Source organism: Caulobacter sp. GW822-FHT01G02, from assembly GCF_058802865.1.
The window spans coordinates 635,084-655,869 of the sequence record NZ_JBXAON010000001.1; the positions used below are offsets into that span (position 1 = coordinate 635,084).

20 protein-coding genes and 2 pseudogenes are annotated in these 20,786 nt (G+C 68.6%); 14 read left to right on the forward strand and 8 right to left on the reverse strand.

Features of this window, described 5'->3' with window-relative positions:
* Positions 1-19: 19 nt before the first annotated feature.
* Positions 20-913, reverse strand: a complete 894-nt coding sequence (gene miaA, locus AC1RNC_RS02880; RefSeq protein WP_492883562.1) for a tRNA (adenosine(37)-N6)-dimethylallyltransferase MiaA — start codon at positions 911-913, stop codon at positions 20-22.
* Between miaA and serB the strand changes: the two genes are divergently transcribed.
* The 3 genes from serB to AC1RNC_RS02895 all read left to right on the forward strand — a co-directional run bounded on the left by serB (position 894) and on the right by AC1RNC_RS02895 (position 3,660).
* Complete coding sequence (serB, locus tag AC1RNC_RS02885) at positions 894-1,772, forward strand: phosphoserine phosphatase SerB (protein WP_492883564.1); 879 nt, start codon at positions 894-896, stop codon at positions 1,770-1,772. The genes miaA and serB overlap by 20 nt on opposite strands.
* Complete coding sequence (locus AC1RNC_RS02890; protein WP_492883566.1) at positions 1,769-2,449, forward strand: HAD family hydrolase; 681 nt, start codon at positions 1,769-1,771, stop codon at positions 2,447-2,449. The genes serB and AC1RNC_RS02890 overlap by 4 nt, the downstream gene beginning before the upstream one ends.
* A gap of 107 nt (positions 2,450-2,556) precedes the next feature.
* Positions 2,557-3,660, forward strand: coding sequence for an Mrp/NBP35 family ATP-binding protein (locus AC1RNC_RS02895; RefSeq protein ID WP_492883568.1), 1,104 nt, complete (start codon positions 2,557-2,559; stop codon positions 3,658-3,660).
* Between the two features lie 177 nt (positions 3,661-3,837).
* Here the strand turns inward: AC1RNC_RS02895 and AC1RNC_RS02900 are convergent, their stop codons facing one another.
* The 3 genes from AC1RNC_RS02900 to AC1RNC_RS02910 form a co-directional block, all read right to left on the reverse strand.
* On the reverse strand, positions 3,838-5,136 hold the full coding sequence (locus AC1RNC_RS02900; protein ID WP_492883569.1) for an outer membrane protein transport protein: 1,299 nt from the start codon (positions 5,134-5,136) through the stop codon (positions 3,838-3,840).
* A gap of 230 nt (positions 5,137-5,366) precedes the next feature.
* Positions 5,367-6,272 (reverse strand): SDR family NAD(P)-dependent oxidoreductase, encoded by a 906-nt coding sequence (locus tag AC1RNC_RS02905; protein ID WP_492883571.1) that lies wholly within the window; start codon positions 6,270-6,272, stop codon positions 5,367-5,369.
* Between the two features lie 181 nt (positions 6,273-6,453).
* Positions 6,454-7,290: a helix-turn-helix transcriptional regulator gene (locus AC1RNC_RS02910; protein ID WP_492834780.1), complete on the reverse strand. Its 837-nt coding sequence runs from the start codon at positions 7,288-7,290 to the stop codon at positions 6,454-6,456.
* A 94-nt stretch (positions 7,291-7,384) separates the two neighbouring features.
* On the opposite strand from AC1RNC_RS02910, the gene AC1RNC_RS02915 reads away from it, so the two are divergent.
* On the forward strand, positions 7,385-8,251 hold the full coding sequence (locus tag AC1RNC_RS02915) for an SDR family oxidoreductase (protein WP_492883573.1): 867 nt from the start codon (positions 7,385-7,387) through the stop codon (positions 8,249-8,251).
* Positions 8,252-8,381: 130 nt separating this feature from the next.
* On the opposite strand, the gene AC1RNC_RS02920 is transcribed toward AC1RNC_RS02915, so the two are convergent.
* The 3 genes from AC1RNC_RS02920 to AC1RNC_RS02930 are packed head-to-tail and all read right to left on the reverse strand — an operon-like array spanning position 8,382 to position 11,361.
* A complete protein-coding gene (locus tag AC1RNC_RS02920) occupies positions 8,382-9,389 on the reverse strand; it encodes an HlyD family secretion protein (RefSeq protein WP_492883575.1) in 1,008 nt (335 codons plus the stop codon).
* Positions 9,390-9,409: 20 nt separating this feature from the next.
* Positions 9,410-10,159, reverse strand: coding sequence for an ABC transporter ATP-binding protein (locus AC1RNC_RS02925; protein WP_492883577.1), 750 nt, complete (start codon positions 10,157-10,159; stop codon positions 9,410-9,412).
* Entirely contained in the window at positions 10,156-11,361 is a 1,206-nt protein-coding gene (locus AC1RNC_RS02930) for an ABC transporter permease (protein ID WP_492883579.1), read from the reverse strand. The genes AC1RNC_RS02925 and AC1RNC_RS02930 overlap by 4 nt, the downstream gene beginning before the upstream one ends.
* 182 nt (positions 11,362-11,543) lie before the next feature.
* Here AC1RNC_RS02930 and AC1RNC_RS02935 point away from each other — a divergent pair, with 182 nt between their 5' ends.
* From AC1RNC_RS02935 to AC1RNC_RS02960, 6 genes and pseudogenes are all read left to right on the forward strand, one after another.
* Positions 11,544-13,613: a S46 family peptidase gene (locus AC1RNC_RS02935; protein ID WP_492883581.1), complete on the forward strand. Its 2,070-nt coding sequence runs from the start codon at positions 11,544-11,546 to the stop codon at positions 13,611-13,613.
* A gap of 197 nt (positions 13,614-13,810) precedes the next feature.
* Positions 13,811-14,722, forward strand: coding sequence for an EF-hand domain-containing protein (locus AC1RNC_RS02940; protein ID WP_492883583.1), 912 nt, complete (start codon positions 13,811-13,813; stop codon positions 14,720-14,722).
* Between the two features lie 7 nt (positions 14,723-14,729).
* Positions 14,730-14,847 (forward strand): annotated as a pseudogene (locus AC1RNC_RS02945) (hypothetical protein); the annotation flags it as partial.
* A 142-nt stretch (positions 14,848-14,989) separates the two neighbouring features.
* Positions 14,990-16,270: a NupC/NupG family nucleoside CNT transporter gene (locus AC1RNC_RS02950; protein ID WP_492834767.1), complete on the forward strand. Its 1,281-nt coding sequence runs from the start codon at positions 14,990-14,992 to the stop codon at positions 16,268-16,270.
* Positions 16,271-16,337: 67 nt separating this feature from the next.
* Positions 16,338-16,955, forward strand: coding sequence for a glutathione S-transferase family protein (locus tag AC1RNC_RS02955; RefSeq protein WP_492883585.1), 618 nt, complete (start codon positions 16,338-16,340; stop codon positions 16,953-16,955).
* 15 nt (positions 16,956-16,970) lie between these two features.
* Positions 16,971-17,080, forward strand: a pseudogene (locus AC1RNC_RS02960) (hypothetical protein); the annotation flags it as partial.
* Here the strand turns inward: AC1RNC_RS02960 and AC1RNC_RS02965 are convergent.
* Positions 17,077-17,529, reverse strand: a complete 453-nt coding sequence (locus AC1RNC_RS02965; protein WP_492883587.1) for a PaaI family thioesterase — start codon at positions 17,527-17,529, stop codon at positions 17,077-17,079. The pseudogene AC1RNC_RS02960 and the gene AC1RNC_RS02965 overlap by 4 nt on opposite strands.
* A gap of 121 nt (positions 17,530-17,650) precedes the next feature.
* Here AC1RNC_RS02965 and AC1RNC_RS02970 point away from each other — a divergent pair, with 121 nt between their 5' ends.
* Genes AC1RNC_RS02970 through AC1RNC_RS02985 form a run of 4 tightly spaced genes read left to right on the forward strand, consistent with a single transcriptional unit; the run spans position 17,651 to position 20,755 of the window.
* A complete protein-coding gene (locus AC1RNC_RS02970; RefSeq protein ID WP_492883589.1) occupies positions 17,651-17,953 on the forward strand; it encodes a DUF3253 domain-containing protein in 303 nt (100 codons plus the stop codon).
* 41 nt (positions 17,954-17,994) lie between these two features.
* Entirely contained in the window at positions 17,995-18,579 is a 585-nt protein-coding gene (locus AC1RNC_RS02975) for a uracil-DNA glycosylase family protein (RefSeq protein WP_492883591.1), read from the forward strand.
* Complete coding sequence (locus tag AC1RNC_RS02980; RefSeq protein ID WP_492883593.1) at positions 18,576-19,634, forward strand: alpha/beta hydrolase; 1,059 nt, start codon at positions 18,576-18,578, stop codon at positions 19,632-19,634. The genes AC1RNC_RS02975 and AC1RNC_RS02980 overlap by 4 nt, the downstream gene beginning before the upstream one ends.
* A 59-nt stretch (positions 19,635-19,693) precedes the next feature.
* On the forward strand, positions 19,694-20,755 hold the full coding sequence (locus AC1RNC_RS02985; RefSeq protein ID WP_492883595.1) for a Leu/Phe/Val dehydrogenase: 1,062 nt from the start codon (positions 19,694-19,696) through the stop codon (positions 20,753-20,755).
* Positions 20,756-20,786: the final 31 nt, after the last annotated feature.

The following is a 20,786-nucleotide window of genomic DNA, read 5'->3' on the forward strand; positions in this document are numbered from 1 at the left end:
GCTTCTTTCGTAGGGACCATCACGGAGCGCTGATGCGCTCCCAGTCCGGCGTCTGGTTGCGGAACCAGGTCAGCTGGCGCTTGGCGTAGCGGCGGGTTTCCTGGCGCGCGGCGTCGAGGGCCTGCTCCAGCGTGGTCTCGCCCCGCAGGTGGGCGGCGAACTCGCGATAGCCGACGGCCTTGAGGGCGGGGAGGGAGGGATCCAGACCGCGCGCCTCCATGGCCCGCACCTCGTCCAGGGCGCCTCGCTCGACCATCACCGACAGCCGCGCGTCGCAGCGGGCATAGAGCTCGGCGCGGGGCGGATCGAGGACGCGGCCCTCCCATGTACCCGGCTTGAGCGCCGGCTTGGTGTCGGTCTGCCAGGAGGTCAGCGACTTGCCGGTGGCCACGGCCACGGCGTGGGCGCGGACCAGGCGCTGGCGGTCGCCGATCTCGATGCGGGCCTCGGCCTCCGGGTCTAGAGGTTTCAGAATCTCGCGAAACGCTTCCTCGCCCCGAGCGGCATAGAGCAGGCCCGAGATCTCGCGCTGGGTTTCTGACACCGGCGGCACGTCGGCCAGGCCATGGGTCAGGGCGCGGAAATAGAGGCCGGTGCCGCCGACCACGATCACGGGATTGCCGCGCGCCTCGATCTCGGCGATGGCTTGGGTCGCCGCTTCCAGCCAGCGGCCGACCGACCAGCCGACGGCGGCGTCGGCCACTTCGAACAGGTGATGCGGCGCCTTGGCCTGCTCTTCGGCGGACGGGCCGGCGGTCAGGACGCGCAGGCCGGCATAGATCTGCATGGAGTCGGCGTTGACGATCTCCGCGCCCGTCCACTCGGCCAATTGCAGCGCGTGGGCGGACTTGCCGCTTGCGGTCGGGCCCGCGATCAGCCAGATGCGGGGCGCGATGTCCGAACTCTCCACCATTCCGACCGTCCTCACCGTCGTGGGGGCCGACCCCGACGCATACGCACAAGCCGTGTCGCGCGTCGAAGCCAGGCTGTCCAGCCGTCGCGAGGACTTGGGGCCGCTGGCCGCCGACTTCTTCGTCGAAAGCGGCGACTTACCGTCGCTCAAGGCCGACCTGGCGGACCTGCCGGTCGACCTCGCGGTCCAGCCCGTCCCGAACCGCAGAAAGCGCCTGCTGATCGCCGACATGGACTCGACGATCATCAACGTCGAGTGCCTGGACGAGCTGGCCGACTTCGCCGGCGTCAAGGCGCAGGTCTCCGAGATCACCGAGCGCGCCATGCGCGGCGAGCTGGCCTTCGAAGGCGCCCTGCGCGAGCGGGTCGGCATGCTGAAGGGTCTGGGCGTCGAGGCGCTGCAGAGCTGCTACGACCAGCGGGTCCGGCTGAACCCGGGCGCGGAGATTCTGGTCCGCACCATGGCCAAGCACGGCGCGCGCTGTGCCCTGGTCTCGGGCGGCTTCACCTTCTTTACCAGCCGGGTGGCGAAGGCCGCGGGCTTCCACCTGAACCGCGCCAACACCTTGATCGAGCTGGACGGCGCGCTGACGGGCCACGTCGGCGACCCGATCCTGGGCAAGGAAGCCAAGCTGGCCGCCCTCAACGAGGAAACGGCGGCGTTGGGCCTGACCCCGGCCGACGCCCTGGCCGTGGGCGACGGCGCCAACGACCTGGCGATGATCGAGGCCGCGGGCCTGGGCGTGGCCTATCGCGCCAAGCCGATCGTGGCGGCCCAGGCGGACGCCAAGGTCGACCATACCGACCTGACCACCTTGCTCTACTTCCAGGGCTACAGGACCGAGGAGTTCCATCAGTGAGCTTTCCCCGCCGCGTGGAGGCCGTCGTCTTCGACATGGACGGCCTGCTACTGGACACCGAGATCGTCTACCGCGCCGCCATGATCGAGGCCGGATCCGTCTTCGGCGTCCACTTCACCGGCGAGACCTACGCGGCGATGGTGGGCAAGACGACGCCCGAGTGCGGCCTCATGCTGCGGGACCTCTATGGCGATGAGTTTCCGGTCCAGGCCTATTTCGAGCGGGTCTGGGCGGATGTCGAGGACCTGCTGGCGGCCGAAACCAGGCTGAAGGCCGGGGTGATCGAAATCCTCGACTATCTGGACGACCGGGGCCTGCCGCGCGGCATCGCCACCTCGAACGGCATGATCGCGGTCGAAAAATATCTGGGCCGCTTCGACCTGCTGCGCCGCTTCAACGCGGTGGTCGCCCACCAGGACGTCACCCGGCACAAGCCGAACCCGGATCCTTATCTGCTGGCCGCCGAGCGCCTCGGCGTCGACCCGGCTCACTGCCTGGCGCTGGAGGACAGCCACCCGGGCGTCCGCGCCGCCCACGCGGCCGGCATGATGACGGTGATGGTTCCCGATATCCTCGATCCGAACGAGGAGATGCACGACAAGTGCGTGCATATCGCCGACAGCCTGCACCACGTGCTGGACTTGCTGAAGGCGTCGGTCGAGGAGATGGCGGCCTAGCGCTCGGGCGCGACGGAGGGACGTCGTCACGCGTTACGCGGCGCTACGCACTTGTAAAGGCGGGCGGTCGCGCGGATATCAGGCTCTCCCAACCGGAGGCCTCGCCCGTGACCGCTACCCTCGACGACGCTCGCGTGGCGCTGGACCGCATCGCCGACCCGGCGAGCGGGCAGGGGCTGGTCGCCGCCGGCCTGGTGCAGGGCCTGGTGGTCCGCAACGGCCGCGCCGGCTTCATGCTGGAGGTCCCGGCCAGCCAGGCCGCCGCCTACGCCCCGGTCCGCGAGGCCGCCGAGAAGGCCCTGGCCGCCCTGCCGGGCGTGGAGCAGGCCCAGGTCGTGCTGACCGCTCAGGCCGTCGAGGGCGCGACCCGGGTGCGCAAGGGCGCCAAGATCAGCGAAGATCCGCAGGCTCGCGTGGTCCCGCCGCCGGAAGCCGAGAAGCCCGCCCACGTCCGCCACGTGATCGCCGTGGCCTCGGGCAAGGGCGGGGTGGGCAAGTCCACCGTCTCGACCAATCTCGCCGTCGCCTTCGCCAGGATGGGCCTGCGCGTGGGGCTGCTGGACGCCGACATCTACGGCCCTTCCGCCCCCAAGATGATGGGCGTCGATGGGGACCCGCTGTTCGAGAACGAGAAGCTGCAGCCGCTGGAAGCCCACGGCGTCAAGCTGATGTCGATCGGCTTCATCGTCGACGAGGGCAAGGCGATGATCTGGCGCGGGCCCATGGCCTCTTCGGCCGTCCGCCAGATGATCCACGACGTGGCCTGGGGCTCGGAAGCCCAGCCGCTGGACGTGCTGGTCGTCGACCTGCCGCCCGGCACCGGCGACGTCCAGCTGACCCTGGTCCAGAAGCTGCGGATCGACGGCGTGGTGTTGGTCACGACGCCGCAGGAAATCGCCCTGATCGACGCCCGCCGCGCGGCCTCGATGTTCCAGAAGACCGCCACCCCGATCCTGGGCCTGATCGAGAACATGGCTTTCTTCCCCGATCCCTCGACCGGTGCGCCGATTCCGATCTTCGGCGAGGGCGGCGGCGTGGCCGAGGCCGAGCGCTTGGGCGTGCCCCTGCTGGGCCGCGTGCCGATCGAGATCGCCGTCCGCCTGGGCGGAGACGAGGGCGTTCCGGCGGTGATCTCCGAGCCCAAGGGCCAGGCGGCGGAGGTCTTCGTCGCGGCGGCGAAGACGTTGTGGGGAATGGTGCAGGACCAATAATTCCTGTCATCCCGGAAGCCTCGCAGAGGCTGTCCGGGACCCAGGGGCCAGGCCCGTTGCGGTCGCCCTTGGGGCCCGGCTCTCCGCTGCGCTGCGGCCGGGATGACAAGCTTTGGAGCATGAAAAAGGCCGCTGGATCGCTCCAGCGGCCTTTCCACTTTCAGCGGTGCGTCAGCCTTAGAAGCTGAAGCGGGCGCCCGTCGCCAGCACGACGGCCGAGCCGGTGACGTCGCCGTTCAGGCGGACGGTCGAGCTGGTCGCCGTCACGTCGGTGCGGTTGATCTTGCTGTCATCGAAGCTGATGTAGCTGATCGCGGCGTCCAGCTTGATGTTGTCGGTCGCGGCCCAGGTGGCGCCGGCGGCGTACATCATGCGGTCGCCGTCCGGCACACGGGCGGTGCGGCCGACGTCCGGGGTCGGGGTCGGATCGTACTGGACGCCGGCCCGCAGGGTCAGGCGCGGCGAGGCCTGATAATCGACGCCGGCGGCGTAGGTGGTGACGTTCTTGTAGTTCTGGACGCTGGTCGAGCCGCCGCCGGGGAAGCTGACGCGGATGGCGTCGAACTCTTTCCAGCCGACGCGGCTGACCGAGGCGTTCAGGGTCCACTGGTCGTTCACCGCCCAGCGGGCGCCGACGTTGGCGATCCAGGGCAGGGTGATCTTGGCCTGGCCGTCGACCGAGAAGTTGTTGGCGGCCGGAATCGGGGCCAGCAGGCCGCCGACGGTCACGGTGCCGTCCAGCTTCTGGTCGATCTTCGAGCGATAGCTGGCGCCGATGGTCAGGGCCTTGTTCGGATGGATCTGCGCGCCGACCGTGTAGCCATAGGCCCAGCCGTCGCCCTTCAGCGCCTGCACGCCATCGGCCTGCAGCGGCGAGATGTTCGGCAGGGCGTTGGTCAGCTTGGCGTCGGCGTAGAGCGCGGTGACGCCCACGCCCAGGTCGATCATGTCGTTGACGCGATAGGCGACGACGCCGTCGACATTGACCGTTCGCAGCTGCGACTTCAGGGCGTCGTAGCGTGTCCAGCTGTCGGCGTTGTACTCGGTGGTGAAGTTGTAGGGCGCGGCGACCGAGACGCCGAACGCCAGCTTGTCGTTGATGCGGAACGCGGCGCCCGCGTTCGGCACGATGCCATCGTTGATCGGGTCATAGGCGGTGTTGGCGCCGCCGATCGGGGTGGTCAGGCCGGCCGGCGGAACCGGACGGGTGATGGTCGAACCGGTGTTGGTGACTTTGGAGTCCACCTGGATCATGTTCAGGCCGATATAGCCTTCGTTGCGCTGGATGCCGGCGATCGAGGCCGGGTTCCACCACAGACTGCCGACGCCCTTGTCGGCGACTTCACCGGAATAGGCGCGGCCGGTGCCGCGCACCGATTGTTCCTGGAGGTAGAAGGCCGAAGCGGAGGCCTGGGACGCGGCGGCGAGCGCCAGCAGAGCGACGCCGGCGGCGAGGCTGGTACGCGAGAGAGACATTTTGACGTGCGACCTTCTTGGGGAGGAAGAGGCTGGCCGAACGCTTGTTGGGCGCTCGAGGAGCGCCGCGTTTAACGCATCTGTTCAAATACCGTTGCTATAAATTGTCCAGAACATGAATTTTGTCAGTTTTGATAAAGATACGGGGCCGTGAAGGCCCCGTATCAATCGTCGTTATGTCAAAAAACCGCGCCGTGACTTGGCGAGAAAGCGGCAATGCTTATGCCAATTTAGCCGCCAGCCATCTTGCGGAAGAACTTCTGGCCCTGTTCGCCGCCGTTGAAGTAGGCCTTCTGGCCGTCCTCGGCGGTGATCTTGTCCCAGTTGTCGCGGACCTCCTCGGCCGACAGGCCGTCCTCGCCCAGATAGACGCCCTCGGTCTCGTAGATGCGCGACAGGGCGAAGGCGCCGGCGCCGGCGGTCAGGACCGCGCCGGTGGGCGCCTCTTCCGAGCACAGGTAGACGACGCCCGGGGTGACATATTCCGGCGCCAGCTTGGCCAGCACTTCCGGCGGCATCAGGCCCTGGGTCATGCGGGTGGCCGCGACCGGGCTGATGGCGTTGATCTTCACGTCGTTCTTGGCGCCCTCCAGCTTGAGGGTGTTCATCAGGCCCAGCACCGCCATCTTGGCCGCGCCGTAGTTGCTCTGGCCGAAGTTGCCGTACATGCCCGACGACGAGGTCGTCACGACGATGCGGCCGTAGTTCTGGGCCTTCATGATGTCCCAGACCGCCTTGATCGGCTTGAAGGTGCCGAACACGTGCACCTGCATGACCAGCTCGAAGTCGGCCAGCTCCATCTTGGTCAGGGTCTTGTCGCGCAGGATGCCGGCGTTGGCGACCAGGATGTCGATGCGGCCCCACTTGTCCATGGCCGTCTGGACCATGTTGGCGACGCCGGCGTCATCCGTCACCGAGGCGCCGTGGGCGATGGCTTCGCCGCCGAACGCCTCGATCTCCGCGACCACCTTCTGGGCCGCCTCGGACGAGCCGCCCGAGCCGTCGACGCTGCCGCCCAGGTCGTTGACCACGACCTTGGCCCCGCGCCGCGCCAGCTCCAGGGCGTGCTGCCGGCCAAGGCCGCCGCCGGCGCCCGTCACGATCGCCACCTTGCCGTCGAAGCGGATGTCCGCCATGCCCAAGTCTCCCTCAAACGCATGTTTGGTTTGGCCGTGTTGTGCGGCGCGGGAGAGGGGGCGTCAAGGGGAGCGATCCTCCTGCATGAGGCGCACGCGCGTTCGACTTCACGCGGCTGGCCGCTGAATGCAGGGAAGGGAAGCGGAGCGCCCCGGGCGACGCCCGGAGGATGGACTCAGCTCAACTCGCTTCCACCAGCGCCCGCACCCGCTCGAACTCTTCCGGCGTCGCTGGATTGTAGACGATCATCCCCAGGTCCGGCCGGCCATCGATCGCGAAGGCGGAGTATTCGAAGGCGATCTGGCCCAGGGCCGGATGGCGCAGATGCTTGATGCCGTCGCCGTAGTAGCGGACGTCGTTTTCCGCCCACATGGCCGCAAAGTCGGGACTGCGCCGGCTGAGTTCATCAACCAGAGCGTTGACCGAGGTCTCGGCCCCCGCCCCGGCGCGCGCGACATCGGCGCGGAAGGCGGCGACCACGAAGCGGGCCACGTGCTCCCATTCCTCGTTGATCGCCCGGGCCCGCGGATCGCAGAAGATCCGCCGCAGGATATTGCGCTCCTCGACCGGCAGATCGCCGTAGTTGGCCAGCACCACGGTGGCGGCGCGGTTCCAGGCGACGACGTCCCAGGTCAGGGTCTTGATCATGGCCGGGCTGGGATCCAGCGCGTCGAGCACCCGCTGCAGGCGCGGCGACACGCCTTCGGCCTCGCGGTAGCGGACCTCTGGCGGTCGACCCAGGCCCAACAGGAACAGGTGCTCGCGTTCGACTTCGGTCAACATCAGGGCGCGGGCGATGCGGTCCAGCACGTCGGCCGACGGACCCCCGCCTCGACCCTGTTCAAGCCAGGTGTACCAGGTGGCGCTGATGTGGGCGCGCTGGGCGACCTCCTCGCGGCGCAGGCCCGGCGTGCGGCGGCGCGGACTGGAAAAGCCCAGGGCGGCGGCGTCCAGTCGGGCCCGGCGATCACGCAGATAGGCGCCGAGCTTGTTTTCACCGAGGAGGGGCGCGTTCATCCTGTTAGGCCTTATACCTGTATAAGCTCACTACTTTAACAGGATGAGCTTAGCGCGCAGTCTGGCCGAAGTGAAATCCTCCGAGGTCTCTCCCATGCGTGTTTTCGTCACCGGCGCCACCGGATTCGTCGGCTCGGCCGTCGTCCAGGAGCTGATCGCCCACGGGCATCGGGTGCTGGGTTTGTCGCGCTCTGACGCCGGCGCGGACCAACTGGAAGCGGCCGGGGCGGAGGTCGTGCGCGGCACGCTCGACGACCACGACGTCCTGGCCCGGAGCGCGGCGGCCTGCGACGGCGTCATTCACACCGCCTTCAACCATGACTTTTCGAAGTTCGCCGAGAACGCTCAGCAGGACCGCCGCGCCATCGAGGTCCTGGGCGGGGCGCTGGAAGGCACGACCAAGCCGATCCTGGTGACCTCCGGAACGGCCATGCTGGCCCAAGGCCGCGTCGCGACCGAGGCGGACCGGCCGTCGGGCCCGTCGCCACGCATGTCGGAAAGCGGCGCCGATGATCTGGTCGCGAAGGGTGTTCGCGCCTCGGTCGTTCGTCTCGCGCCGACGACTCACGGCGAGGGCGACCATGGTTTCGTGCCGATGCTGATCGGCCTGGCCCGCGAGAAGGGCGTGGCGGCCTATATCGGCGAGGGCGACAACCGGTGGTCGGCCGTCCATCGTTCGGACGCCGCCCGCCTCTACCGTCTGGCCATCGAGCGCGGCGCGGGCGGCGAGCGCTATCACGCCGTCGCCGAGGAGGCCGTCCTGTTCAAGGACATCGCCGCCGCGATCGGGAAGGGCCTCTCCCTTCCGGTCGAAAGCCGTCCCAGCGAGCACTTCGGTTGGTTCGCCATGTTCGCCGGCATGGACGCGGCGACCTCGGCCGCCTGGACGCGCGAGACCTTGGGGTGGACGCCGATCGGCCCGAGCCTGGCCGAGGACCTGGAGAACGCCGGCTACTTCTAGACCGGCGAACGTTCCGCAGGGGGCGTGGTCGGACCTCGAAGCGCGCCGGAGCACGGCTCAAGGACCCTTTTGGAAGCCCTCTCCGTTGGAGTGGGCATCCTTCTTTGGGCCGCTCGCCTATTCCCCGCCCCTAACCCTTCTTCTTCGTCATCCCGCCGGCCACCGGCTGGGTCGGCTTGTCGCGCTTGATGCCCGCCTTCTGACCGGGCTTCATGAACTTCACCAGCACGCGCTGGCCGACCAGGAAGGGGGCGCTGTCGGCGCTGACCACGACCTCGACGACGCGTTCGTCGCTGCGCTGGCTGGGGTCGTCCGAGGCCAGCTTGCGGGCGCCGAACACGCGGGCGGTGCGCAGGACCTTGCCGACATAGGTCTTGTCGGGATCGCCTTCCGGCTGGATCTCGACTTCCTGACCGGGGGTCACGTTGGGGATGTCGGCCTCGACGATCTCGGCGCGGACGATGCGCGGGGTGTTGGGTTCGAGGTCGAACATCGAGGTGACGTTCAGGGTCGAGGCGCCGGCGCCCGGATTGGCGTAGCGGCGGGCGATGCGGCCGTCGGCCGGCGCGCGGATCACCGTCAGCTCCTGCTGGTACTTCGACTGGCTGAGTTGGGCGCCGGCGACCTGGATCGCGGCCGACTGGGCGCCGATATTGGCGTTGGCCTGCGAGATCGCGTCCTGGGCGGCGTCGAGCTTCTGGGCGGCGACGTAGTTCGAGGCGGCCAGGCCTTGCAGGCGCTTGTACTCGCGCTGGGCCGTGCGCAGCTGCACCTGGTAGAGCGCCAGCTGGGCGCGGGCCGAGGCCAGGCTGGCCGTGGCCGTCTGGGCGGCCAGGCGCGGCTCGTCGTCTTCCTGCTTGGCCAGGGGCTGGCCGGCGACGACCTGGTCGCCTTCCTGAACATAGACGTCGCGGACGATGCCCTGGCGGCGCGCGGCCACCTGGATCACGCCGCCCTCGACGTCGGCCTTGCCTTGGGCGATGGCCGCGTAGGGGGAGGGCTCCTCCTGGGCGGCGGCGGCTTCGAGCTTCTTCTTCTTCTCGGCCGCCTGGCCCTTCATGTAGAAGAAACCGCCGCCGAGCAGCACGACGACGATGATGGCGATCCAGAAGGCGGGTCGGCGCAGAAACGCGGGCATTCTAAGGTTCCCCCAGGAAATCAGTGGCTGAGCGACGCGGGATTGGCGTCGGGCGTTCTACGCACGTCGTCCAGGATCCGGCCGTCTTCGATGTGGATGACGCGGTCGGCATAGGCCTCGAGCCGCGGGTCGTGGGTCACGCAGATCACCGCCGCGCCGCGCTCGGTGGCGGCCGCGCGCAGCAGCTTGATCACGATCTCGCCGCTCTTGCCGTCGAGGGCCGAGGTCGGTTCGTCCGCGAAGATCAGGTTCGGGTTCTTGGCCAGGGCGCGGGCGATGGCCACGCGCTGCTTCTCGCCGCCCGACAGCTCCGACGGGCGCTGGTTGACGCGGGGGCCCAGGCCTACCGACTCCAGCGCCGCCTGGGCGCGGCGCGAGGCCTCGCCCGGACCAACGTCCTGGTACTTCAGGACGGTCATCACCTGCTGCTTGGCCGTCAGGGCCGGGAACAGGTTGAAGCCCTGGAAGATGAAGCCGCAGTGGTCGAGGCGGAACTTGTCGATCTTGCCTTTCGGCAGGGCCCACAGGTCCTTGGCCTCCAGCGCCGAGACCTTGCCCTCGTCGGGCATCAAGAGGCCGGAGAGGGCGGCGACCAGGGTCGACTTGCCCGAGCCCGAGGGGCCCATGACCATGGTCACGTCGCCGTGCTTGGCGTCGAAGTCCACGCCCTTGAGCACCTCGATGAAGGTCCGGCCGGTCTTGAACCGCTTGACCAGGCCCTTGGCGGTGAGCGCGCTCTGGCCGCGCTTGTGGCTGTGATCGTTGCTCATCGCAGCAGGTCCGCCGGCTGGCTGTTCTTGAGGATGCCCAGCGACAGGAAGCCGGAGAGCATGGCGATGAGGATCAGGAACACGGCGACGATGATCACCAGCGTCGGCGGGAAGTACATCGGCACGCCGCCGGCCACGGCCAGTAGCGAGACCAGCCAGGTCAACAGGCCCGCGGCCAGCACGCCGACGCAGCCGACCCAGAAGCTGAGCTCCATGACGATGTTGCGCAGGTCGCCCATCGACACGCCCAGGGCGCGCAGGGAGGCGAACTCCTTGATGTTGGCCATGATCGCGCCGCGCAGGGTCTGCCAGGTGATGGCCACGCCGATCAGCAGGCCCAGGAAGGCCGAGAAGCCCAGCATGATGCCGATGATCTGGTCGTCCAGCATGGCGCCGGAATTGGCGTCGGCCAGCTCCTGGCGGGTCCAGGCGCGGAACTTGCCGTCGGCCTTCTTGTTCAGCTGGGCCGCGACGATCTCGGCGCGCGACGGATCCTGGATCTCGACCATCAGCGGGCCGACGCGCTGGCCGGTGTCGGCCTCGCCCAGCATCCGCAGGGTGTCGCGCGACATGACGAGCGTCGGCTGGATGATGTTGGGATAGCCGCGGGTGACGACGGCGATGTTGATGGTCTTGCCGTTGTAGAGGGCCTTGTCGCCCTTCTTGACGCCCAGGCGCTTGAGGGCCGTCTCGTCCACCGCCACGGCGTAGGGGCGGCGCAGGGCCTCGATCATCGACTGGGTGTAGTCGGTGGGCACGGTCACGTAGCCGGGGATCGCGTCGATCACCGTGACGTTGACGAATTCGCTCTTGCGGGCCGAGCTGCCAGCGCCCTTGCCTTTGCCCTTGCCGGCCTTCTTGGCGCGGGCCTCTTCCTTGGCCTGCTGCTCGGGGCTCAGGATATTCTGGAAGCGGCCGCCGGAGCCGTCCAGCGGGGCCACCTGGGTGACTTCGGGATGGCTGTAGACCAGCGGGATCATGCGGCGCGGCAGGCCCGAGGGGCCGCCGAACAGCGCCTTGGCGCCAGGGCCCAGCACCATGACGTCGGCGCGGGCGCGGTCGATCTGGGCGGTGAAGCCCTTGCCGATGCCGACGAACATGCCGACCTGGGCCAGGACGAGAAGGCCCGAAAAAGCTAGAGCGACCACGGCCGCCATGTAACGACGCCACTCATAGAGAAGTGTGGCCAAGGCCAACGACATTCGAAACCATGCTCCCCCAAACCGATGGTTGCAGCAATGAACGGCGATCGTTGAGCGGCCAAGTTAAATCGGGGTAAGGCGGCGTTGCAGGCATGAAATATTGGACAGGTGCGCGGAAGGAGGCTGGCTAGTCCTCGGCGCCGGCGCTAAGCGGCGAACGGAGTGCAACGATCCACGGGCCCATGACGGTTCTTCGCACAGCGTCCGCTCAGTTCAGCGTCGTGGCCCTCGCCCTGGCCGCGACGGCGCCGGCGCGGGCGGACGAGGGGATGTGGACCTTCGACAAGGTCCCGGTCGAGGCGATCCGCCAGGCCTATGGCGTCACCCTGGACCAGGCTTGGCTGGACGCCGCCCAGGCCGCGGCGGTGCGGCTGACCAACGGCTGCTCGGGGGGGATCGTCAGCCCCGAGGGCCTGGTCGCCACCAACGCCCACTGCCTCGCCGACTGCGCCCAGGCCCTGTCGGACGGCGGGAGCGACTACGTCCAGGACGGCTTCCTGACCGATGGCCGCGACGAGGAGCGCAAGTGCGCCGGCCTGCAGGCAGAGGTGCTGCTGACCATCACCGACGTGACCGACCAGGTGCGGGCGGCGGCGGCGGGCAGGGCCGGCCGCGACTTCGTCCAGGCCCGCGAGGGCGCGCTGGCGCTGGCCGAACTCGCCGCCTGCGGCCAGGACCAGACCCTGCGCTGCCAGGCGATCAGCTTCTTCCGGGGCGGCCAGTACAAGGTCTACAAGTACCGCCGCTATGACGACGTGCGGCTGGTCTTCGCGCCGGAAAGGGCCTCCGCCGCGTTCGGCGGCGACTCCGACAACTACAACTTCCCCCGCTACGCGCTCGATGCGGCGTTCGTGCGGCTCTATGCCGACGGCCAGCCGGCCGCGACGCCGGGCTTTCTCGGCTTGCGGACCAGTGCTCCGGTCGAAGGCGAGCCGACCTTCGTGGTCGGCAATCCCGGCGCGACCGACCGGCAGCTGACGGTTTCCCAGCTGGAGACCCAGCGCGACCTCGTCCTGCCGATGCAGCAGCTGCAGCGGGCCGAGCTGCGCGGCCGCTTGCTCCAGCTGCGGCGACAGGGCGAAACCCGCGCCGCGACGCAAGGCCTGGCCTGGGTCGAGAACAGCTACAAGGTGGGGCTGGGCAAGCAGGCCGCGCTCAACGACAAGACCTTCATGGGCGCCAAGCGCGCGGTCGAGGACGCCTTGCGCGCCAAGGTGGCCGCCGATCCGAAGCTGGCGGCGGAGACCGGCGCGGCCTGGGACCAGATCGCCGCCGCTCAAGCCCAGGCGGCCGAGCTCTATCCGGCCTGGCGGATGCTGGAGAGCGGGGCGGGCGGCGGTTCGGATCTCTACTACTATGCCCGCCTGCTGGTCCGGGCGGCGCGGGAGCGGACCAAACCCAATGCCGCGCGGCTGCCGGAATACGCCGACACGCGCCTGCCGATGATCGAGCGCAAGCTGGCCGACCTGCCGCCGGTCGATCCGGTGCTGGAGCGGGTCTATCTGGAGCACTGGCTGCTCAAGACCCGCGAGGTCCTGACCGTCGACGCGCCGCAGGTCCGGGCCCTGCTGGGCCGGGAAAGCCCCGAGGCCATCGCCGAACGCCTGGCCGAAAGCCGGCTCGGCGATCCCGAGGTGCGCGACGCCCTGTGGAAGGGCGGACTGGACGCGGTCGAGGCTTCGGACGACCCGCTGATCCAGTTCGTCCGCCGCGTCGATCCGCTGGCGCGCGCGGCCCGCGCCGCCTACGAGGCCGAGGTCTCGGGGCCCGTCGACAAGGCCGCGGAGAAGATCGCCCGGGCCCGGTTCGCCGTGCTGGGCGAGGCGGTCTATCCGGACGCCACGTTCTCGCTACGCCTGTCCTACGGCCAGGTCGCCGGCTGGCGCGAGCAGGGGCGGGCGGTTCCGGCCGTCACCACCTTCGCCGGCTTCTACGACCGCGTCACCGGCGCCGAACCGTTCGCCGCCGCGCCGCGCTGGCTGGGCGCCAGGGACGACCTGAAGCTCGACACGGTGTGCGATTTCGTCAGCACCAACGACATCATCGGCGGCAATTCCGGCTCGCCGGTCCTGGACGCCAAGGGGCGGCTGGTCGGCGTGGCCTTCGACGGCAACATCCATGCGTTGGGCGGCGCCTATGGCTATGACGGAACCAAGAACCGGACGGTGTCGGTGTCGTCGGCGGCCATCGTCGAGGCGCTGCGCAAGGTCTACGACCGCACGGCCCTGGTCCGCGAGCTAACTGGCCGGTAGCGCGCGCTCCGCGCGAGCTGGAGGAGCGTGTTTCGCGGCCGCCGTGCAGCGTTAACCTTGCCCGCGAAATGCCTCATGTCTTAACCGCAACATGCTGAAAATTGGAATGTTTCTCGCGTGATCCTTCGGGCGTCGACACTCGGCGCGATGGAAGGGGCTCGCCCACGCAGGCGACCTCCCAACAGAGGGTGAGCACTATGACCATAACCAGCGCTGGCTCATCGACGAGTCTGGCCCAGCTTCGCCAACTGCAGCAGGCGGCCTTCAAGACCGCGGACGCCGACGGCGATGGGCAGCTTTCGCTGACCGAATTCCAGTCCATCGGGCAAAATGTGCAGGGGGCGGAAGGCCAGCAGGGCCCGCCGCCGATGCGCGGAGGCGGCGGGCCCGGCCAACATTTCAAGGGTGACACGCTTTCGTCGCTGCTCTCGACCCAGTCGGTCGACGACCTGACCAGCGCGCTGATGAAGGCCGGCGACGCCGACGGCGACGGCAAGATGAGCGCCAGCGAGCTCTCCTCGGCCCTGGCCGCCAACGCCCCCGATGGCGCGAAGGGCAAGGGGATCGAGGACAAGATGGCGTCGGACATCATGTCGGCTCTCGACACCGATGGCGACGGCGGACTGTCGTCGTCCGAGATCTCGTCGGCGATCACGACGGCCGCCGCGAACCAGTCGTCCGCCCAGGCGACGCGCGGCGCGCACGGCCACCACCACGGTCCGCCCCCCTCCGGCGGCGCGGAGGGTGCGTCGGCTTCGAGCGGCGTGTTCGAGAGCCTGGACACCAACAAGGACGGCACGGTCTCGGCCGAGGAACTGGCCGCCGCCAACAGCAGCGACAGTACGAGCGGAACCAGCGCCGCCTCCGACCTGATCAAGACCGCCGACCAGGACGGCGACGGGACGCTGAGCGGCGGCGAGTTCGCGGCCCTGCTCGACCAGGGCAAGTCGACCGGGACCGATGCGTCCTCGACCCTGGCCAGCCTGATGTCGGGCTCCACGGCCACCGCCGACCTGATGCAGAAGCTGCTGGCTCAGCTGGACAAGGCGATGACGACCTCGTCCTCGACCAGCACGGCGGCGAGCGGCGGGACGAACGTTACGGCTTGATACTCCAGCTTGGCATCCCGGCCGTAGCGAAGCGGAGAGCCGGGACCCAGGGGCGACCGCACCGCGCCGGCCCCTGGGTCCCGGATCGCCCTAAGGCCGTCCGGCATGACAAGGTGAGTTGGTAAGAGGTCTCTGACTTAGGCAATCGACGCCTTCCTTAACCATTCCTTACGCAAGCCGCTTGCGTGCGACGGCTGACTTGGTGTCATTCTTCGCCCCTTGATCGGCGTCGCGGGGGCGTCGCCTCTTTGTAAGGTTGTCGTCTTGATGTTCCGTCCCGAGAACGTTCAGGCCCTGGCGGGTCTGGCGCTCACTTTGGGCCTCTGCTGGCTCGTTTCCGAGAATCGCAAGCGATTCCCGTGGGTTCTGGCGATCGCCGCCCTTGTCGTGCAGGTGCTTTTGGTGGTGGTGCTGTTCGGCCTGCCCCAGGCGCGCCAACTGCTGCAGGGCGTCAACGGGGCCGTCGAGGGGCTGGCCAGTTCGACTCAGGCCGGCACCGCCTTCGTGTTCGGCTTCCTGGCCGGCGGCGACCAGCCGTATCCGGTCAGCAATCCGGGCGCGGGCTTCATCTTCGCCTTTCGTGTCATGCCGGTGATCCTGGTGGTCTGCGCTCTGTCGGCGCTGCTGTGGCACTGGAAGATCCTGAAGTGGCTGGCCCAGGGCTTCGGCTTCCTCTTCCAGAAGACGCTGGGCCTGCGCGGCCCGCCGGCCCTGGCCACCGCCGCGACCATCTTCATGGGCCAGATCGAAGGCCCGATCTTTATCCGCGCCTATCTCGACAAGCTGAGCCGCTCGGAGCTGTTCATGCTGATCACGGTCGGCATGGCCTGCGTCTCGGGCTCGACCATGGTCGCCTACGCCACCATCCTGGCCGGCGTGCTGCCCAACGCCGCCGCCCACGTGCTGACCGCCTCGATCATCTCGGCCCCGGCCGGCGTGCTGCTGGCCCGCATCATCGTGCCGTCCGACCCGATGGAGAAGGGCGGTGACCTGGATCTTTCGGTCGAGGACAAGACCTACGGCTCCTCGATCGACGCGGTGATGAAGGGCACCACCGACGGGCTGCAGATCGCGCTGAACGTCGGCGCGACCCTGATCGTCTTCGTGGCCCTGGCGACCATGGTCGACAAGATCCTGGGCGCCATGCCGCCGATCGGCGGCCAGCCGCTGAGCATCGCGCGCGGCCTGGGCGTGGTCTTCTCGCCCCTGGCCTGGTCGATGGGCGTGCCCTGGAAGGAAGCCGGCACGGCCGGCGGCCTGCTGGGCGTCAAGCTGATCCTCACCGAGTTCACCGCCTTCATTCAGATGGCCAAGATCGGCGTCACCACGCTGGACGAGCGCACCCGCATGATCATGACCTACGCTCTGTGCGGCTTCGCCAATATCGGCTCGGTCGGCATGAACGTGGCCGGCTTCTCGGTCCTGGTGCCGCAACGCCGCGCCGAGGTGCTGAGCCTGGTCTGGAAAGCCATGATGGCCGGCTTCCTGGCCACCTGCCTGACCGGCTCGCTGATCGGCCTGATGCCCCGGGCGTTGTTCGGGCTGTAATTCCCGCGCTTCCGTTCCGTCGCGGAATGAGATCATCCTCCTGGTCAAAAGCCGGGAGGATTTTCTTTTGAAGCTCTACGACTGTCTCCGCGCGCCCAATCCTCGGCGTGTCCGCTGGTTCATGGCGGAGAAGGGGATCGAGGACGTCGAGATCGTCGACATCGACATCTTCGGCGGCCAGCATCGCCAGCCCGACTATCTGGCCAAGGCCGGCCTGCCTAACGTGCCGGCGCTGGAGATCGATGAGGCGACCACCATCACCGAGTCGGTGGCGATCTGCCGCTACCTGGAAAGCGTCTATCCCGAGCCGAACCTGTTCGGTCGCGACCCGCTGGAGACGGCGGTGATCGAGATGTGGACCCGGCGGGCCGAGATGCTGCTGTCGACGCCGCTGATGATGGCCGTGCGCCACGGTCATCCGGCCCTGGCCGCGATCGAGACTCAGGTGCCCGAGATCGCCGAGACCAACCGCAAGGCCGCCGAGCGGGCGCTAAAGGTCTTCGACCGCCGCCTGGCCGACAGCGCGTTCATCGCAGCCGACCGCCTGACCATCGCCGACATCCTGGCGGTCACGGGCATCGACTTCGCCCGCATGGTCCGCTTCCGGCCCGACGCGGAGCTGGTCCACGTGAACCGCTGGCTGAAGGCGATGATGGAGCGGCCTGCAGCGAAGGCCGGGGTTTAGCGGGCAGGTCTAGTGCGGCCGTCCTCGCCCTTCGACGGGCTCAGGGTGAGGACGACTGTCGAGACGGTTCAGTAGAAAACCTCATCCTGAGCTTGTCGAAGGACGAGGTTTTCGGCTCCGCCTAGCGCGCCCTGATCTTCTTCACCACGCCCGAGAAGTTCAGCATCGGCCCGGACCCGGTCGAGATAAGGCCGCGGATGAACAGCAGCGAGCCGCCGGCCTTGATCACCTCGCCCCCGCCGGTGATCAGATCGCCGGGGCGGGCGGGGCCGATGAATTCGCCGTTCAGGCTGACCGTCACCGCGCGGCTGTCGGCCAGTTCCTTCCAGGCGATGGCGAACAGGGAGAAGTCGGCGAAGGTCATCATGCAGCCGCCGTGCATGAAGCCGCCGCCGTTCATGTGCTTGGTCTCGGCGCGGAAGCCGGTGGTGACGCGGCCGTTGTCGTCTTCGCGGAAGTAGAAGGGGCCAGACTGGTCCTCGAACGGGTCCTGACCCGACCAGGTTCGCCAGCCGGCCCAGTCGCCCGCCTCGACGAGGCGCGGGCCGCTCGAGATTTCGTTTCCGCCGTCCATGACGCATCCCCTCCGCGTGTTCTTATCGTTGTTCAGTTAGAAGGGCGCGTCGCTGGGCGCAAGCGGCCAAGTCCCGTCCACGCTCTCGCCTCTGCTGACAATCCATGGCAAGGGAGCGCTCATGACCTCCCCGATCCAAGACACCATCCTGTCCCAGCTGGCGGCGCTGCCCGAGGGCAAGTCGATCGACCCGATGAACGTCGCCAAGGCCATCCAGCCCGAGCGCTGGCAGCAGCTGCTGGGCCACGTGCGCACCAACGCCATCGAACTGGCCCGCGACGGCAAGGTCGTGATCCTGCGCCACAACAAGCCGGTCAATCCGGAGAAATTCCGCGGCGTCTACCGCATCCGCACGCGGCTTGAGGGCGATCCGACCAGCTTCGAGGATACTGTCCCGGACGATATCGACGGCGACGAGAACTAGTCACGCTTGGCATCCGGAGGCGCGCGCCTAAATCCTCGCTGATGCCGCTCGATCAGATCCTCTCCGACATCGCCGCCTGCCGGGCGTGCGCGCCTTACTTGCCGCATGTGCCCAGGCCGGTGACCCGGGTGCGCGAGGAGACCCGCATCCTGATCGCCGGTCAGGCGCCGGGGCGGCTGGTCCACGAGACCGGCCTGCCGTTCAACGACCCGTCCGGCAACCGCCTGCGCCAGTGGATGGGCGTCGACCGCGAGACCTTCTATGGCCGGCCCGAGATCGGCGTGGCCGCCATGGCCTTCTGCTTTCCGGGTACCAATCCTAAGGGCGGCGACTATCCGCCGCCGCCGCGCTGCGCGGCGATGTGGCGGCCTCGGTTGCTGGCGGGGCTGCCGAACGTCGAGCTGACTCTGCTGGTCGGTAGCTATGCCCAGAACTGGGCGCTGCCGGGCCGGACCAGCAAGACCATGACCGAAACCATCGCCCGCTGGCGCGAGTTCGGGCCCAACCTGTTGCCGATGCCGCATCCGTCCTGGCGCAACACCGCCTGGCTGAAGCGCAATCCCTGGTTCGAGGCGGATGTCGCGCCTTTCCTTCGCCAACGGGTCGCGGACATTCTGGGACGATGAACCGCCGCGCCCTGATCGTGACCGCATCCGCCGCCGTGCTCTCGGCCTGCGCGCCGCTGCGACAAGGGCCAGGCCTTGGGCCGCTGGGCTTTCGCGGACCTCGGATCGAGGCTGACGCCTTCGTCAGTTTCGACGGCGCGCGCCTGGGTCTGATGCGCTGGCTGCCGGCGGGCGAGCCCGAGTGGGTGATCGTCGGTCTGCACGGCATGAACGACTATTCGAACGCCTTTCACCTGGCGGCCGGCTGGTGGGCGGGGAAGGGGATCGCGACCTACGCGCTGGATGTCCGGGGCTTTGGCCGCTCGCCCGAGCGCGGCGTCTGGGCACCGACCGAACTGGTGCTGGACGATGTTCGGGCGCTGATCACGGCGGTGCGCGAGCGTCATCAGAACGCCAGGCTCGCCCTGGCCGGCATCAGCATGGGCGGTGCGCTGGCGATCAGCGCCATGGCTTCCGACAACCCGCCGCCGGTCGACAAGCTGATGCTGTTCGCCCCGGCCGTCTGGGGCTGGTCGAACCAGCCGCTGCCCAACCGCATGAGCCTGTGGGTCAGCGCCCACGTGCTGGGCCAGTGGGTGGTCAAGCCGCCGGACTGGCTGGTCCGCAACGTCATGGCTTCGGACAATATCGACGAGCTGCGCCGCATGGGTCGCGACCCGCTGATGATCTGGGGCGCGCGGTCCGACACCATCTATGGCCTGGTCGGGCTGATGGAGCGGGCCTGGAAGTCGACGGGCGACATCCATGTCCCGGTCGCGTGGTTCTACGGCGCTAACGACCACATCATCCCGCGCGAGCCGACGGTCGAGGCCGTGGGGCGCCTGAAGCCGGGCGCGCGGACAGCCTACTACGCCAAGGGCTATCACCTGCTGCTGGTCGACCGGCAGGCCGCCAAGGTCTGGGGCGACGCCGAGGCCTTCCTGCGCGACGCGCCAGGGCCCTGGCCGCCTTCGGGCGCGCCAGCCATTCCGTCGAGCGTCACGGCGATGACGGCGTTGGATCCGCCCAAGCCGGTCAAACGCCAGAGGCCGCGACGTCAGTCTTCGGGGTTGTGAGGGGCGGCGAGGGGGCGTAAAGCCGCCACGTTCATTCTAGCATAGGCGAGACAGACGGCATGACCTTGTTCGATTCCCCCGATTTCGAGGGACACGAAGGCGTCCACGCTTTCTTCGATGAAAAAACTGGTCTGAAGTCGATTATCGCGATCCACTCGACCGCGCGCGGCCCGGCCGCCGGCGGTTGCCGCATGTGGGACTATTCCAGCGCCGACGCCGCCGTGACCGACGCCCTGCGCCTGTCGCGCGGCATGTCGTACAAGAACGCCATGGCCGAGCTCGACCTGGGCGGCGGCAAGGCCGTGATCATCGGCGACAGCCACAGCCAGAAGACGCCGGAACTGTTCGAGGCCTTCGGCCGCGCGGTCGACAGCCTGAACGGCCGCTACTGGACGGCCGAGGACGTCGGCGTCTCGCCGGCCGACCTGGAAAGCACCCGCAAGACCACCCGCTTCGTCGCCGGCCTGGAAGGCCACGCGGCTGCCTCGGGCGACCCGTCGCCGGTCACCGCCGAGGGCGTGTTCAGGGGCGTGCGGCTGTGCGTCGAGCGCGCCCTGAACCGTGACCTCAAGGGTGTCCACGTCGCCATCCAGGGCGTCGGCCATGTCGGCGGCTATCTGGCGGAAAAGCTGCACGCGGCCGGCGCGATCCTGACCATCGCCGACGTCAACCAGGCCGCCCTCAACGCGGTCGCCGCCAAGACCGGCGCGACGATCGTTTCGACCGACGCCATCTTCGACGTCGAGGCCGACGTCTTCGCCCCCTGCGCCCTGGGCGGCGCGATCTCGGCGGCGACCTTGCCGCGACTGAAGGCCAGGATCATCGCCGGCGCGGCCAACAACCAGCTGGCCGACGCCATGATCGGCCAGGCCGTGTTCGACCGTGGCGTCCTCTACGCCCCCGACTACGTCATCAACGGCGGCGGCATCATCAACGTGGCCGCCGAGATCCGTGGCCTGGAAGCCGGCGCCGCCTTCGACGGCGACTGGGTGGCGGCCAAGCTGGACCGCCTGGCCCAGACCCTGGCCGAGGTCATCGACCAGTCGATCGCCGAGAAACGTCCGGCCAATCTGGTCGCCGACGAGATCGCCCGCGCCCGCATCGCGGCGGCGCGCGGCTAAAACCGGCCTCAGGCGTTCTTCCTGGTGGCCC

Excerpts from the sequence above, each read along its gene's own strand:
- serB (WP_492883564.1), top strand. The coding sequence starts at position 894 with ATGTCCGAACTCTCCACCATTCCGACCGTCCTCACCGTCGTGGGGGCC.
- miaA (WP_492883562.1), bottom strand. The coding sequence starts at position 913 with ATGGTGGAGAGTTCGGACATCGCGCCCCGCATCTGGCTGATCGCGGGC.
- AC1RNC_RS02900 (WP_492883569.1), bottom strand. The coding sequence starts at position 5,136 with ATGTCTCTCTCGCGTACCAGCCTCGCCGCCGGCGTCGCTCTGCTGGCG.
- AC1RNC_RS02905 (WP_492883571.1), bottom strand. The coding sequence starts at position 6,272 with ATGGCGGACATCCGCTTCGACGGCAAGGTGGCGATCGTGACGGGCGCC.
- AC1RNC_RS02910 (WP_492834780.1), bottom strand. The coding sequence starts at position 7,290 with ATGAACGCGCCCCTCCTCGGTGAAAACAAGCTCGGCGCCTATCTGCGT.
- AC1RNC_RS02915 (WP_492883573.1), top strand. The coding sequence starts at position 7,385 with ATGCGTGTTTTCGTCACCGGCGCCACCGGATTCGTCGGCTCGGCCGTC.
- AC1RNC_RS02920 (WP_492883575.1), bottom strand. The coding sequence starts at position 9,389 with ATGCCCGCGTTTCTGCGCCGACCCGCCTTCTGGATCGCCATCATCGTC.
- AC1RNC_RS02925 (WP_492883577.1), bottom strand. The coding sequence starts at position 10,159 with ATGAGCAACGATCACAGCCACAAGCGCGGCCAGAGCGCGCTCACCGCC.
- AC1RNC_RS02930 (WP_492883579.1), bottom strand. The coding sequence starts at position 11,361 with ATGTCGTTGGCCTTGGCCACACTTCTCTATGAGTGGCGTCGTTACATG.
- AC1RNC_RS02935 (WP_492883581.1), top strand. The coding sequence starts at position 11,544 with ATGACGGTTCTTCGCACAGCGTCCGCTCAGTTCAGCGTCGTGGCCCTC.
- AC1RNC_RS02940 (WP_492883583.1), top strand. The coding sequence starts at position 13,811 with ATGACCATAACCAGCGCTGGCTCATCGACGAGTCTGGCCCAGCTTCGC.
- AC1RNC_RS02950 (WP_492834767.1), top strand. The coding sequence starts at position 14,990 with ATGTTCCGTCCCGAGAACGTTCAGGCCCTGGCGGGTCTGGCGCTCACT.
- AC1RNC_RS02965 (WP_492883587.1), bottom strand. The coding sequence starts at position 17,529 with ATGGACGGCGGAAACGAAATCTCGAGCGGCCCGCGCCTCGTCGAGGCG.
- AC1RNC_RS02970 (WP_492883589.1), top strand. The coding sequence starts at position 17,651 with ATGACCTCCCCGATCCAAGACACCATCCTGTCCCAGCTGGCGGCGCTG.
- AC1RNC_RS02975 (WP_492883591.1), top strand. The coding sequence starts at position 17,995 with ATGCCGCTCGATCAGATCCTCTCCGACATCGCCGCCTGCCGGGCGTGC.
- AC1RNC_RS02980 (WP_492883593.1), top strand. The coding sequence starts at position 18,576 with ATGAACCGCCGCGCCCTGATCGTGACCGCATCCGCCGCCGTGCTCTCG.
- AC1RNC_RS02985 (WP_492883595.1), top strand. The coding sequence starts at position 19,694 with ATGACCTTGTTCGATTCCCCCGATTTCGAGGGACACGAAGGCGTCCAC.